A 13,782-nucleotide genomic window follows, 5' to 3' on the forward strand; every position below is an offset into this window, starting at 1 on the left:
ACCTTGGCAAGCTCTTCAGCATCTCGATCGACCAGTGCTACGCCCACTCCCTGACTGACCAACAAGCGTGCAGTGGCAAGTCCGATGCCTCACGCAGCGCCTGTAACAATGGCTATGTTTTGCGGCATGTAAATCCACCCCTAACATTCTTTTTTCCCGCTGTAGTTCTCACGCTTCGATGAGCTATTGGCAACTGGCGAAAAGAGTAACGAGTTAATCTGATCTGATGATCTCAAAGGATGTTTGAACCAGTGCGCGGCGGAGTTGGCCAGATGCTCTACCGCGCATGCTCACCAATAATAGTAAGGTTTGGGACATGATAATGCCGCCTCCGATGGCCATAGTTCCGCGGTTGCTTCCCTAGGTCCTGTTGACAAAATCTATGGTGTACCGTCCCAGATGGCTGTCTTGATATTGCGAGAAACACGATGACCCGTCCAACTTTCACCTCTAGCGTTTCGCCTGAGATCGAGCAGGTCATCCAATCCAAGCTTATCGCTTTAGAAGCGGATCATGATGTCCGAGTGTTGTTCGCCATTGAAAGCGGTAGCCGTGCATGGGGTTTCCCGTCTCCCGACAGCGATTACGATGTGCGCTTCATCTACGCGCATCGGCCAGACTGGTATCTGAGCATTGAGCCTGGTCGTGATGTCATCGAACTGCCAATCGAGGGAGATTGGGACATAAACGGGTGGGATGTTCGTAAAGCACTTGGTTTGTTGATCAAACCTAACCCTGTGATGTTGGAATGCTTGTCCAGTCCGATCAGGTACAGATGGAATGATGCGATATGTGAACGGCTGATTGCCTTCGCAGTCAAGACGACCTACGGCGAATCCTGCCTGCATCACTATCGCAACCTGGCACAGAAACAGTGGGACAAGCATGTTGGTGAGAGCCAAGAGGTGAGCTTCAAAGCGTATTTCTACATACTGAGACCTGCCTTGGCGATCTCCTGGATCAGGCAGATATCAGACACGCCACCGCCGATGAACCTGCATGATCTCATCAAAGATCAGGATCTGGCACCCGACCTCATTAGGCATATTGACAGGCTGTTGACGTTGAAAAGTAAAACCAAGGAAATGGGTCGAGGTCAGCGCATAGCGATCATTGATGAATTCATACACGATCAAATGGCGTGGGCAGCCGTAGTGAAAAACAACGAAGATCGCCTCGACCTCATGGCCGAGGGTAATAACTTGCTGCGGAACATCGTTAAGGAAAATGCCAAGCCTTAAGATTCCATTGTTTAAGATCTATGATCTCGCAGTCATGACGGTAGATAGGGCATTCAACGAAAGACCGCCGTACATAATCCCCGTACTGCAATGAGCAGGGTCTTTCCGCTATTGCCATGTTTCCGAGAAACCAAAACTGGACCCTGGTGCAGAGCGCGTCGACGGTTCCAGAGGAGCGCATATTTCCAGAATTCTGCGCCATAGCAAATGGCCTTTAGGCGGCAATATCGTTGACTCTGCTCTCTTGGGTGTCCTATCGCTGACGTCATGATGAAATCGTTCTTCGCATTCCAGGGCTATTATCCTCAGCTTTGATAGCTGCGGGTGCTTCATCATTGGTTTTCCGCTGCCCCTGACAGCGGTCAAAAACAATCGACCTTGTGCTGGGCGGCACGTTCAAAGGTCGCAAAATGAGCAACAACAGCAAAAGTCAAAACACGTCGCTAGGCATCGTGGGGTTTGGTGCGTTCGGACAACTTGCAGCCCTTCATCTCGGTCAGCACTTCGAAGTATCGGCCTATGATCCGTCCGTGGACGTTACCAACGTCGCAAAGAAGCTCGGAGTGCGTCTGTCATCATTGCACTCAGTATCGCAGGCTGATGTGATCCTCATTGCGGCACCAGTAGCCTCATTCGAGCAGGTTGTCAGCGAGATCGCGGTTGCTTGTAAACCTGGCGCGCTGATTGTTGATGTAGGCTCAGTAAAAGTGGTTCCCTCAGAAATCATGCGACGGCGGCTGCCGAACTATGTAGACATCGTCGCAACCCACCCCTTGTTCGGCCCTCAGAGTGCCACGACGGGTGTCGAGGGTTTAAAGATTGCGGTCTGCCCCATTCTGGGAAAACGACATACAAGGCTGGTTGCGTTTTTACGAAAAGCGCTCGGTCTGAATGTCTTTATGACGACACCAGAAGATCACGACCGAGAAGCAGCCGTTGTCCAAGGGCTAACGCACCTCATCGCCAAAGTGCTACTGAGAATGGGACCGCTGCCAACGCGCATGACAACGAAGAGCTTTGACTTGTTGTCTGAGGCAATTTCCATGGTGCAGCATGATGCGCCAGAAGTATTCGAAGCGATTGAGAAGACTAATCCCTATGCGGAGACCGTGCGACGACGGTTTTTTGATTTGGCCGCAAGTCTGAGTGTTGAGCTGGAAACGGCGTTGAGGACGCCGCCAGACAACGAAGCCGGAAATTGATGGAGCAGCATCCAAGGGGAGCTCCATCCGCTAGAGAGCCACTGGCAATGGTCCCACTGAATGGCCGCCACTCAACCAGAGATCGCTTCACATAAAACCGCTTCAGCGTTGTTCGCGGTTTGTTATGGCACATTCGTCAACTTTGGGTTGCGGATAGCAGCTGGTTCAATTGAACCTTTTGCGTCCGTACTGTGCTTCCAACATGTTGACTGAAAGATGGGGATTGTCCACTTCTAGAGCAGCCAGATAGGAAACCTGTCGCAAGCTCTACTCAAACAACAAAGCGCCGCTTAGGTCAAAGTGCCTCGGGAACATCGCGCGCAGAAATCGAAAAACAATTCTCATTGCTTCGTCGCGATCAAATGAATCCGGGTGGAGTAGGTAATCGGTCCACATGCCTTCCAGCAATGCGAGTGTACCGTGCGTCGCATCCTTGGCAACTTGATTAGGGTGTTCGGTTCCAGCTTCTTTCGCAATCCGGGCGAACGCGTTGAAGACCAGGTTCCGAAGCTTTGCGTCGCGTGTATCTGAAAAGGCTGCGATTGCCGCTCTGTTTCTGGCCTCGCCTCGAAATGCGTACCAAATCGAAACATTCTTCTTGTTGAGGATGGTTTCACTCAAATCACCCCGAACAATCATCTCAATATGTTCCTGTCCGGATTGCCCGGTCGTTTCCAACAGGTCGTAAATGCCATTGTAGTATTGTTCGGATGAGTAGCGGGCGGCTTCGTCAACCAAGTTGTCTTTGCCGCCAAAATGAAGGTGAATCATGCCGCGGGACAGCTCGGCGCGTTGAATGATTTCGCTTACTGAGGTCTCGGAAATCCCTTTTTCTGCAACCGAGTCGAGTACTGCCTCGATCAGGGAAAGGCGATTTCGTTCGCGTATTTCTTGTCGTTTTCCAGTCATTGGATTGGGCGGCTCTGTTTGTTTTCAGTCTCTTGCGGTGTCTTCTAATGGCCAGTGTGAAATTGGCCATCCCCAGTTGCGAAATTATCAGTTGACACAGCTAGTCCAAAAATTCCAGATTTAAATGGACGATTGTCCATTTTGTGATCGACATTGTCGTGCCACCGAAAACGAAGCTCAGCAGGGAAGCATGGCCGGAGTACTACGAAGTGAGACGGGCAAGGGCCTGGCACTGAGCGCGCCCGCGACGCTCTATGTCGGCCTGCTCGTGGCTGTTCCGCTTTGCATTCTTGTCGCCTACAGCTTTTGGACCCAGACCTATGTCGAGATTGACCGCACATTGACCTGGGCGAACTACCAAGAGGCGTTTACCGACCCGCTGGTTCGGCATCTGATGATCCGGTCGGTTGCGATTGCGGGGGCAGTGACATTGGCGACGGTCGGTCTGGCCTATCCGATTGCCTACTTCATTGCGTTTCGGACGCAGAAAAAAACCCTCTGGTTATTGCTGATCACTATCCCTTTTTGGAGCAGCTACTTACTGCGAGTGTTTAGCTGGAAGCTGATCCTTGGTTTCAACGGGGTCATGAACTCGGCATTGATTTCGTTGGGGCTGATTCAGGAGCCGCTGACATTCCTGCTATACAATGAGTTCGCCGTTGTTCTTACGCTTGCCCATGCGTGGGCGCCATTTGCAATCCTGCCGATTTATGTGTCGCTACAAAAAATCGATCGCAGCCTGCTAGAGGCCGCGACCGACCTCGGCTGCAGCAAGCTTGAAAGATTTGTCCGCGTGACATTGCCCCTGACTGTGCCTGGGATCATCGCGGCCTGCCTTATTATATTTATCCCTACCGTGGGCGATTACGTCACTCCGGCTCTGGTCGGTGGATCCCAGGGAAAAATGGTGGCCAATTTGATCCAGGTGCAGTTTGGCGCGGCCAATAATTGGCCGTTGGGTGCAACCCTATCTCTGCTTGCCATGCTTTCTGTCGGCTGCGTTGCAATCCTGTTCGTGGTGGTCGCCACCGCACTGGGCCGGAGGATCAGATGACCAAGGCCATTCGTATCCCATGGTTGCTTGTCTATGCGATCGCCTACCTTGTGTTTCTGTACCTGCCGGTTCTGCTTTTGCCGTTGTTTTCGTTCAATGACGGTACCATCGTGGCCTTCCCGTTAAAGGGGTTCACGTTGAAATGGTATGCGCAGTTGGGGCAGCAAGACACGCTGTTGCAGGCGATGGTGAACTCATTGATCGTTGGCAGCGTGGCTGCTCTTATGGCGACGGCATTAGGTCTTTTCGCAGCACGCGCGTATGTTCGGTATCGCTTCAAAGGGCGTGAGATGTCCGAAGGTCTGGTCATGCTTCCGCTGGTCATTCCCGGGATCATTGTCGCAAGTTCGATGCTGGTGCTGTTCATCAGTGTCGGGCTGAAGCCCTCGCTGACAACTGTGATCCTTGGGCATGTGTTCGTGGCGCTGCCATTCGCCGTGTCGATCATGAAATCCGCCTTTGACGATTTCGACCAATCGCTGGAAGAGGCCGCCTTTGATCTCGGCGAAAGTGTCATTGGGACCTTTCGGCGCGTCACTCTGCCTATTGTTGCGCCCGGCATCATCGCCAGCCTGCTGGTGACGTTCACCGTGTCGTTTGATGAATTTGTTTTGGCCTTCTTCCTGTCCGGAAACAGCCCGACACTGCCAGTCTATATCTGGAGTCAAATCCGCTTCCCGGCAAAGCTACCCAATACCTTGGCGCTTGGGTCTCTGCTTTTGCTCTCGTCGGTCTTGCTGCTGCTGATAGCAGAGTATTTTCGCCGCCGCTCGACCAAGTCCTCTGATTGAGGCCAAAGGAAAAGAACAAGATGAGCGAACAAAACATCATCGAAATCAAGGGTGTCGAGAAGCGCTTTGGAGGTTTTGTTGCTGTGGCCGATCTGAACCTGACCTTGAAAGAGGGTGAGTTCTTTTCGCTGCTTGGACCTTCGGGCTGCGGAAAGACAACGGCTTTGCGCATCATCGCAGGATTTCAGGACCACGAAGAAGGCGAGATCCGGATTGATGGCCGCACAATGGGCGAGGTGCCCGCCAACAAGAGACCCACCAACATGGTGTTCCAAAGCTATGCGATCTTTCCGCACTTGAATGTCGGCGACAATGTCGGGTTCGGTTTGCGCAAGACAAAGCTCTCGCGGAATGAAATCAAGGAGCGCGTTGCCGAGGCGCTTGAGATGGTAGAACTCGGCGGCTTGCAGGACCGCAAAGCTGATGAGTTATCTGGCGGTCAGCGGCAACGCGTGGCGCTGGCCCGTGCGCTGGTCATGCGTCCGAAGGTGCTGTTGCTGGACGAGCCTCTGTCCGCGCTGGACAAGAACCTGCGCGAAGCGATGCAGTTGGAAATGCGCCGCTTGCAGCAAAAGCTTGGCATTACATTCGTCATGGTGACGCATGACCAGTACGAAGCGATGACCATGTCTGACAGGATCGGAGTCATGTTCGCGGGGCGGCTCAAGCAGGTCGACAAACCCGAGGTCTTGTATTCCCAACCTTGCAACCGGGAAGTGGCCTCTTTCATCGGCGGGATGAACTTTCTGGATGCCGAGGTAACGTCAGAGAACCCTGAAGCGCTGGAAGTCAACGTTCAGGGCTTTGGGCAGATGACAATTGGGGTGAACCCCAACGTTCAGGCGCATGACAAGGATCTGTTGGTCGGCGTTCGTCCCGAGCAGCTGGAGATCAGAGCAGAAAAACCGGAGGGGTATGATGCCTATGTTCAGGGCGAGGTGTCAGACGTCGCCTTCTATGGCGAGAGCGTCCACTATTACGTCCGCATCGAGGGGCTTGCTGACAGCATCGCCGTCGCAGTGCCAAACTACTTTCACACAGTCGATCACAGTCGCGGCGATACCGTCTGGCTTGGCGTTCAAAGCGCCTCGGTGATCGACTTGGGCAAACGTGAGTCTTTGGGAGGAGACCAATGAATAAAGCAGCATCACTTATGGCAGCAGTAGTTGCCACCTTCGCAGCGAACCAAGCTCTGGCCAATGCGGCCGATCTGACCGTTTTTGATTGGTCCGGCTACGAGGATCCGGGGTTTTTTGGCGACTATGTCGAAAAGTACGGCGGCGCGCCCAGCTACACCTACTTCGGCAGCGTCGAAGAGGCGTTCACCAAGCTTCAATCCGGGTTCGAAGCCGATCTCGCTCATCCTTGCACGGATGCCCTCAGAAAGTGGGTCGCGGCGGATATGCTAAAACCGATCGACACTAGCAAGCTGGAGAACTGGGACAAGCTGATGCCCAAGATCAAAGAGGTCGATGGCATCACGATCGACGGGCAGACCTATATGGTGCCATTTGAATGGGGTAACACCGGCCTGATCTATCGCACGGATATGGTTTCGGCGGATGATGTTTCGCTCCAATTGCTGATGGATCCTGCCTATCAGGGCAAGGTTGCCGTTCCGGATGCCGCTTCCAGTGCATTTGCTATGGCTGCGCTAGCAACAGGTGCTTCTAGCTATACCGATATGAGCGACGAGGAATTCCAGAAAGCTGCGGACTACTTGCGGGCGATTCATCCAAATGTGCGCTTCTATTGGTCTGACGCCGGCCAACTGGATCAGGCAATTGCCAGCGGTGAGGTGACGCTGGGTTGGGGCTGGAATCAGTCGGAACTGAACCTGATCTGGAACGAAACCCCGGCGGTTATGATGCGTGATGTGGACAAGGGCATCGCTACCTGGGTCTGCGGCTATGTGCACCTTAAATCCGCCAAACAGTCAGATGAGCAGGTCTATGACATGCTGAACGCGCTGAGTTCGGCTGCCAGCGGTAAGTATATCCTCGAAAGCTGGGGGTATGCCCATGCCAACGAGGACGCGTTTGCGCAAGCCGATCCGGCACTTGTGGAAACCTATGGTTTCTCAGATGTGGACAGATTCTTTGAGGGCAGCCTGTTTTTTGACGCCGTCAACCCGGAGCTTGAAGCCAAGATGTTGAAGGAATTCGAGCGCATCAAAGCAGGCTTCTAGGCACACCTAAACGACACAACCGGGAATGGCGGGAACCTAGAAACCCTTCCATTCCCTCGAAACGATTTCCGATTTTTTGGAGGAAGCGCGGCAATGTCAGGCGCTGAAGGATACTCTGTACTCTTCGAACCGGTTCAAATTGGGCCAGTGACGGCTCGAAACCGGTTCTATCAAGTGCCCCACTGCAACGGTATGGGGCACCTTCGACCGCAGGCCGAAGCCGCCATGCGGGCAATGAAGGCCGAGGGGGGGTGGGCTGTCGTGTCCAATCAAGAAACGGAAATTCATCCGACTTCCGACCTGTCCCCCTTTGCGGAAAACCGGTTGTGGGACGAACGGGATATTCCTGCGCTGCGGCTAATGACCGAGGCCGTACACGACAAGGGCTCTTTGGCGGCCATTGAATTGGCTCACAACGGCCATCATGCGCAAAACCATTTGAGCCGTGCACCTTTGTTGGCGCCGTCAGAACTAGCCTTGCAAACCGCCTATCCCAAGCAGGCTAGGGCGATGGACAAAGCGGACATTTGCGAATTCCGCAAGTGGCATCGCGCTGCGGCTCGTCGCTCGCGCGAAGCAGGATTCGATATTGTGTATGTCTATGCCGGGCATCACATGACCCTGCCGCATCATTTTCTGCTGCCACAGTTCAATGATCGGACGGATGAATATGGAGGCTCGTTGGAGAACCGGGTGCGTCTGACCCGGGAGATTCTGGAAGAAATCAAGGAAGAGGTTGGAGATGATTGCGCCATTGCCCTGCGGTTTGCGGTTGATGAAATGCTCGGGGCAGACGGGATGCAAGCGCAGGAAGAAGGCCGTGCTGTAGTCGAATTGCTGGCCGAGCTTCCAGACCTTTGGGATGTTAACGTCGCGGATTGGAGCAACGACTCTGCGACAACCCGCTTTGAGCCTCGAGACGGATTTCAAACCTCATACATCGAATTCGTCAAACAGGTGACTTCCAAGCCAGTGGTGGGTGTCGGGCGCCTTACCTCTCCGGATTTGATGGTGTCACTGGTCAAAAAAGGCATTCTTGATTTTATCGGCGCGGCGCGACCATCCATTGCCGATCCGTTTCTCCCCAAAAAAATTAATGAAGGTCGCATCGAAGAAATCCGCGAATGCATCGGCTGCAATATCTGCGTTTCATCCGACTCCCTCGGCGTCCCCATACGGTGCACCCAAAACCCGACTATGGGCGAAGAGTGGCGGCGGAAATGGCATCCTGAGATCATAGAGCGCAAGGGAAACGAGGAAGCCGCGCTTGTTGTCGGCAGCGGTCCCTCCGGGCTTGAATGCGCCATGCAACTGGCGCGCCGAGGCTATGAGGTGACTTTGGCGGAAGCTAAGCAAGAGCTTGGCGGCCGTGTGTTGCAAGAATCCAGCCTGACCGGGCTATCCGCCTGGAAACGCGTTACAGATCACAGGGTTTATGACCTTCAACAACGCGGGAACGTGCAGCTATTCACCGACAGCCGTTTGTCAGCAAACGAGGTTGTCGAGCTGGGCATTCCGAATGTCTTTGTAGCAACTGGTTCATCGTGGCGGCGAGATGGCCGCGGGAAGTCTGCGTTTCAGGGCATATCAGTTGGTTCTGGGTCTCAGATATTTACTCCAGACGAAATTATGTCAGGGGTAATGCCGGAGGGCGGTCCAATTTTGATCTACGATGATGATCAGGCCTACCTCGGTGGCGTATTGGCGGATCATTTGGCTCAGGCTGGACGTGAAGTCGTCTTTGTAACCCCAGCCTCAATGGTTTCGCCGTTTACTGAAATGACGTTGGAACAAACTCGAGTACAACGTAGCCTGCTGGAAAAAGGCGTTCGACTGGTCCTGTCTTATACTTTGGACCGAGTGGCGCCGGGTCAGGCGACCGTGCAATGTGCCTACACGGGGCGAGAACAGACCATAGGATGCGGCTCTGTGGTGTTGGTAACGCAGCGCGCGCGCGAAACCACCCTTTACGATGAGCTGCGAAGCTTGGCCGACAACCCGCTGACTACGTTGGAATTGATCGGCGATGCCGCAAACCCCGGCTTGATCGCGGACGCAGTATATTCGGGTCACATGGCTGCCCGGAATTTCGAACGCGATGCGGGCGACATCGACCGCGAATTTTTCCGCCGGGAACTCGTTTCCCTTGAACCTGTGTGAGGTGCGCTATGCCAAAAGATGACTTGCAAGTAATGCGCGACTTGATGGAAGCGCAGCGGGAAGGGTTCGCCTTACCGCGTTATTTCTATACGTCGCAGGCGGTATACGAAAACGATATCAGTACATTCTGGAACCGCAACTGGATCTGGGTGGGCCATATCAGTCAGGTCGCTGAACCCGGCGACTATTTCCTGTTCGATTACGGCCCGGAGTCCATCATTATCGTTCGGGATCGCGAAGGCGGGGTGCGCGCGCATCAGAATGTGTGTCGCCACCGGGGATCGCGCGTTTGCATTGAACAGAAAGGCAAAGCGCGTAATTTCATTTGCCCCTATCACGCGTGGACCTTTGACCTGAACGGCAAACTGCGAAACGGGCGGTCAATGGGGCCGGATTTTGACCCGGGCCAGTACGGGTTGTTCCCGGTTCAGGTGAAGATCTTCCAAGGCCTGATTTTTGTCTGCGCTGCTGAAAACGCCCCCCCGTTGGATGCTGCCTTGGAACGGCTGGCACCTCTTTCAAAGCCGTTCGATTTTGAAAACCTCAAGGCCGCGCATGAGGCGTCATACCCGGTTCCGGCGAACTGGAAACTGGCTCTTGAGAATTACTTGGAATGCTATCACTGCGCGCCCTCCCATCAGGATTATTCGCGTAGCCATTCCCTGAAAGACCCTGCCCAGGTTGTGGAGTTTAGCGGGGCATTGCATGTACGGATGAAAGAAGCCGGAGTGCCCACCGAGGAGCTTGATCTGACGGGAGAAAATGCGGACGCGCCGGGCGCAGATGTTTATTGGCGGCGTTACCCTTTGTTCCCCGGTTTTGTGACCGGTAGCAAGAATGGAGCGCCTCTCGCGCTGCCTTTGGGCGAACTGAAATCCCACGATGGCGGAGCAACTGATCTGGGGATCGGCACACTGAACTACTTCCTCGTCTATGCAGATCACGTGGTCGGATATCGGTTCGTCCCGCGCGCCCTGCAGGAAACGGATATTCAGATCGTTTGGTACGTGCGCGGCGACGCCGAAGAAGGGCGTGACTATGACAAGGGCGCTCTTACATGGCTCTGGCATGTCACGTCGCTCGATGACGAGCGGATCATCCGTCACAATCAGGAAGGCGTGAATTCTCACCATTTCGTCCCGGGCCCGCTGTCCGAGATGGAATGGAGCATTCCCGGTTTCTATCGCAACTATTTCAGCATGATCTGACACGCTCAGAATTCGGAGACTAAACATGACAGAGTTAACGCAGCGCAGATCACGACGGCGCGGGGGCGGGCGTGAAGCACGAGCCGCAGTGCGGAACAGTAACGCCTCCTCGCAGGCAATTTGGCCAGGCATCTCGGGCGGTAGATACAAGCCGCTTTCAGACGCAGATATGGCGCGCATTCACGAAGCCGCGCTCAGCATTTTGGAGCGCACTGGGGTCGGGGACCCAACACAGGAAGTCCTTGATCTCGTGTTGCCCAAAGGGGCCACAGTGAACGAGCATGGCAGGCTGTGCTTTCCTCGTGCCTTGATGGAAGACCTGTTGGCCAAGGCAGCCAGTGAATTCTACGTACACGCACGAGGGTCGCGGGCCGGCAAGGACGACATGCATTGCACCAAGGACAAGGTGTATTACGCGAACTCCGGAACGGCGGTGACCACATTTGACGCGGAGACGCGTAGTTACCGGCCATCAACGCTCAAGGACATCTACGATTTCACCCGTTTGGTCGATCGGCTCGACAACATTCACATGACTGGCGACACGGTTCTGGCGACGGATGTACCGCAGGACTACGAGCATGATATGAGTATGCTCTACGCCATTCTGGCGGGAAGTGAAAAGCCGTCATGTCTGACATTCCGTACACGCGAACATATTCAGGACGCGATCCATATGTTCGATTTGGCATCGGGCGGGGAAGGCAAATTCCTTGAAAAACCCTCGGTTATCTTCGGTGGCTGCCCCATTGTTTCACCGCTCAGATTCGGACGGGAAAATCTGGAAATCCTGATTGATACTGCGAAGATGGGGCTTGTCTGCGATCTGGCCGTCCCGCCGCAAGCTGGGGCTACGTCCCCTGCGCCGTTGGCCGGTACGTTGGCGCAGGCGGTGGCCGAGACTCTGTCATGTGTTGCCATTGCCAATTTGATCAATCCGGGAACACCGGTCGTCTTTGCGGCATGGCCGTTTATTACCGATCTGCGCACTGGATCGTTTACAGGCGGCAGTGGCGAACAGGCGTTGATTTCAGCCGCGGCTATTCAGATGGGCAATTTCTACAATCTGCCGACCAGTGTCGGATGTGGCATGACGGATTCTAAAATTCCAGATGCGCAATATGGACTGGAAAAGGCGCTGACTTTCGCGTTGGCGGCCCATGCCGGGGCCAACAGGCTGTGCGAGTTCGGAGGTATGCTTGGCAGTCTGATGGGCTGTAGCTTTGAGTCAATGGTCATCGACAATGAAGCTGCGGGCATGATCTCGCGAACGCTTCGCGGGATTGAGGTGAGCGATGACACGCTCTCAGCCGACGTCATCCATGAATGCGCAATCGACCCGGGTCATTTCCTCGGTAACGCGCAGACCTTGCACTACATGGAAACCGAGTACGTCTATCCGACACTGATGGACCGGGAACTAACAGATACCTGGGAGAAAGCCGGTCGTCAGGACATGTTCGAACGGAGCCGATCCGTTGTGGATGACATTCTGTCCAATCACTATCCGAACTACTTTGGCAGCATGGTGGACGAAGAGGTTCGGTCCAGGTTCCCGATCAAATTGCCCCCCGAGGCAATGCGCGCTGGGTAAGCGCCGCTGAGCGTAGGGCAGGCTTCGCGGTTGTGCCTAAGTTCTGAATACGCCTTGGCGCGTCAGGTCTTCGGTTGTCAGCCGGATTCCTTTTTCAAGGATGTCAAACATCTCGTTCAACTCGCCCTCCGTGATGATCAGCGGAGGGGAGAACACACACATGTTGATGATGGGCCGAAAGATCAGCCCGTTTTCCTGGCAATGGTGATCAATCATCGCACCATCGGACTTATCAAGATCCAATAGATTGTCAGCCTCGGCGTCCGCAACGCACTCAACGCAACCAACCAGTCCCATACCGCGGGCATCGCCGACCAGCGGCAAGTCGGCCAGAGCCTGAAGACGCTCTTCGAACAAGGGCGTGATCGCGCGGACATGTTCCAGAACGCCGTCACGCTCCATAATTTCAATGGTTTTCAAACCTGCCGCTGCGCTCACTGGGTGGCCCGAATACGTGAAACCATTTGAAAAGGTGGCATCCTGCCCGTTGTCTCCGCTCACATCTGCAATCAGCCGGTCAGAGAAAATACAGGCCCCCATGGGTACATACCCTTACGTCATGCCTTTGGCGCAGGTGATGATATCAGGTTGAATTCCAAAGACGTCTTCCGAAGCAAACCAATGTCCAAGCCGACCAAAACCGGATACGACCTCGTCTGAAATATACAGGACATCGTATTTCCGGCAGATTTCCAGGCAGCGCTGATGATACCCCTTGGAGGCACAATGACGCCACCAGAGCACAAGATCGGTTCAGCGATGAAAGCAGCGACTTTGTCTGCTCCGGTCTGCAGGATCGTGTTCTCCAGATCAGCAATTTTTTCGTCCAGGAAATCATTGATCGTCTGATCGGGGCGACGCGTATACGGGTTCACATTCGGTAGGAAACGCGTAAGGTCCGAGGCCTGATCCAACCAACCTTTGTCGCGCTCTTTTCCGGAAGCCGAGGCCGCCAGGTACGTCGATCCGTGATAGGCCTTCTGCCGTGAGATCACGATCTTCTTTTCAGGTTTGCCCAGCAGGTTGTTGCGGAATTGTACAATACGTATGGCGCTATCAACGGCCGTTGATCCACCCGTTGTGAAGAACACGTGGTTCAGGTCACCCGGGGTTCTCTTGGTAATCTCATGTGCCAACCGGGCCGGAGCAGAGTTGGCATTATTGAAGGGCGAAAAATACGCCATCTCTTTCGCCTGCTGCGCCATCGCATCGGCTATTTCGGTGTTTCCATAGCCCAGTTGAACGCACCACATCCCGGCAGGCCCGTCTATCAGGCGCTTTCTGTCCTCTGTCACGACGTGGATACCAAGACCGCTTTCGGCAAAGGTTCGTTCATTTGACCTAGGTACGACATCCCCTCCCACGGGTGCAGGAAGTGTTTGTTGTCCCAGTCACGTACAGACTGAAAATCGGAGTTCAAGAGTGCCATTGGGAT

Annotated in this window: 11 protein-coding genes and 1 pseudogene; 10 read left to right on the forward strand and 2 right to left on the reverse strand. The window is 54.3% G+C overall.

What is annotated here, in order from left to right; translation table 11 throughout:
• From ACR0ER_RS23275 to ACR0ER_RS23285, 3 genes are all read left to right on the forward strand, one after another.
• A partial coding sequence (locus ACR0ER_RS23275; RefSeq protein WP_480770933.1) for a hypothetical protein occupies nucleotides 1-182 on the forward strand: 182 nt, incomplete at its 5' end.
• Between the two features lie 246 nt (nucleotides 183-428).
• Complete coding sequence (locus ACR0ER_RS23280) at nucleotides 429-1,241, forward strand: nucleotidyltransferase domain-containing protein (protein WP_480770934.1); 813 nt, start codon at nucleotides 429-431, stop codon at nucleotides 1,239-1,241.
• A 380-nt stretch (nucleotides 1,242-1,621) separates the two neighbouring features.
• The gene (locus tag ACR0ER_RS23285; protein WP_480770935.1) at nucleotides 1,622-2,443 is read left to right on the forward strand and encodes a prephenate dehydrogenase/arogenate dehydrogenase family protein; all 822 of its coding nucleotides are present in this window, start codon (nucleotides 1,622-1,624) and stop codon (nucleotides 2,441-2,443) included.
• Nucleotides 2,444-2,710: 267 nt separating this feature from the next.
• On the opposite strand, the gene ACR0ER_RS23290 is transcribed toward ACR0ER_RS23285, so the two are convergent.
• On the reverse strand, nucleotides 2,711-3,352 hold the full coding sequence (locus ACR0ER_RS23290; protein WP_480770936.1) for a TetR family transcriptional regulator C-terminal domain-containing protein: 642 nt from the start codon (nucleotides 3,350-3,352) through the stop codon (nucleotides 2,711-2,713).
• Nucleotides 3,353-3,542: 190 nt separating this feature from the next.
• On the opposite strand from ACR0ER_RS23290, the gene ACR0ER_RS23295 reads away from it, so the two are divergent.
• The 7 genes from ACR0ER_RS23295 to ACR0ER_RS23325 all read left to right on the forward strand — a co-directional run bounded on the left by ACR0ER_RS23295 (nucleotide 3,543) and on the right by ACR0ER_RS23325 (nucleotide 12,347).
• The gene (locus tag ACR0ER_RS23295) at nucleotides 3,543-4,406 is read left to right on the forward strand and encodes an ABC transporter permease (RefSeq protein ID WP_480770952.1); all 864 of its coding nucleotides are present in this window, start codon (nucleotides 3,543-3,545) and stop codon (nucleotides 4,404-4,406) included.
• Entirely contained in the window at nucleotides 4,403-5,197 is a 795-nt protein-coding gene (locus ACR0ER_RS23300) for an ABC transporter permease (RefSeq protein ID WP_480770937.1), read from the forward strand. Before ACR0ER_RS23295 ends, ACR0ER_RS23300 begins: the two co-directional genes overlap by 4 nt.
• 20 nt (nucleotides 5,198-5,217) lie before the next feature.
• Nucleotides 5,218-6,333, forward strand: coding sequence for an ABC transporter ATP-binding protein (locus tag ACR0ER_RS23305; protein WP_480770938.1), 1,116 nt, complete (start codon nucleotides 5,218-5,220; stop codon nucleotides 6,331-6,333).
• Entirely contained in the window at nucleotides 6,330-7,385 is a 1,056-nt protein-coding gene (locus tag ACR0ER_RS23310; RefSeq protein WP_480770939.1) for an extracellular solute-binding protein, read from the forward strand. Before ACR0ER_RS23305 ends, ACR0ER_RS23310 begins: the two co-directional genes overlap by 4 nt.
• Before the next feature lie 93 nt (nucleotides 7,386-7,478).
• Complete coding sequence (locus ACR0ER_RS23315) at nucleotides 7,479-9,545, forward strand: oxidoreductase (RefSeq protein WP_480770940.1); 2,067 nt, start codon at nucleotides 7,479-7,481, stop codon at nucleotides 9,543-9,545.
• 8 nt (nucleotides 9,546-9,553) lie between these two features.
• The gene (locus ACR0ER_RS23320; RefSeq protein WP_480770941.1) at nucleotides 9,554-10,753 is read left to right on the forward strand and encodes an aromatic ring-hydroxylating oxygenase subunit alpha; all 1,200 of its coding nucleotides are present in this window, start codon (nucleotides 9,554-9,556) and stop codon (nucleotides 10,751-10,753) included.
• Between the two features lie 25 nt (nucleotides 10,754-10,778).
• Complete coding sequence (locus tag ACR0ER_RS23325; RefSeq protein ID WP_480770942.1) at nucleotides 10,779-12,347, forward strand: trimethylamine methyltransferase family protein; 1,569 nt, start codon at nucleotides 10,779-10,781, stop codon at nucleotides 12,345-12,347.
• Between the two features lie 36 nt (nucleotides 12,348-12,383).
• On the opposite strand, the pseudogene ACR0ER_RS23330 reads toward ACR0ER_RS23325, so the two are convergent.
• A pseudogene (locus tag ACR0ER_RS23330) lies at nucleotides 12,384-13,711 on the reverse strand (aminotransferase class III-fold pyridoxal phosphate-dependent enzyme).
• Nucleotides 13,712-13,782 lie beyond the last annotated feature (71 nt).

Source organism: Ruegeria sp. CH8 (assembly GCF_056536985.1).

Bases quoted from the DNA above. Each gene is read 5' to 3' on its own strand.
- ACR0ER_RS23325 (WP_480770942.1), top strand. From the start codon at position 10,779: ATGACAGAGTTAACGCAGCGCAGATCACGACGGCGCGGGGGCGGGCGT.
- ACR0ER_RS23295 (WP_480770952.1), top strand. From the start codon at position 3,543: ATGGCCGGAGTACTACGAAGTGAGACGGGCAAGGGCCTGGCACTGAGC.
- ACR0ER_RS23290 (WP_480770936.1), bottom strand. From the start codon at position 3,352: ATGACTGGAAAACGACAAGAAATACGCGAACGAAATCGCCTTTCCCTG.
- ACR0ER_RS23280 (WP_480770934.1), top strand. From the start codon at position 429: ATGACCCGTCCAACTTTCACCTCTAGCGTTTCGCCTGAGATCGAGCAG.
- ACR0ER_RS23320 (WP_480770941.1), top strand. From the start codon at position 9,554: ATGCCAAAAGATGACTTGCAAGTAATGCGCGACTTGATGGAAGCGCAG.
- ACR0ER_RS23310 (WP_480770939.1), top strand. From the start codon at position 6,330: ATGAATAAAGCAGCATCACTTATGGCAGCAGTAGTTGCCACCTTCGCA.
- ACR0ER_RS23305 (WP_480770938.1), top strand. From the start codon at position 5,218: ATGAGCGAACAAAACATCATCGAAATCAAGGGTGTCGAGAAGCGCTTT.
- ACR0ER_RS23315 (WP_480770940.1), top strand. From the start codon at position 7,479: ATGTCAGGCGCTGAAGGATACTCTGTACTCTTCGAACCGGTTCAAATT.
- ACR0ER_RS23300 (WP_480770937.1), top strand. From the start codon at position 4,403: ATGACCAAGGCCATTCGTATCCCATGGTTGCTTGTCTATGCGATCGCC.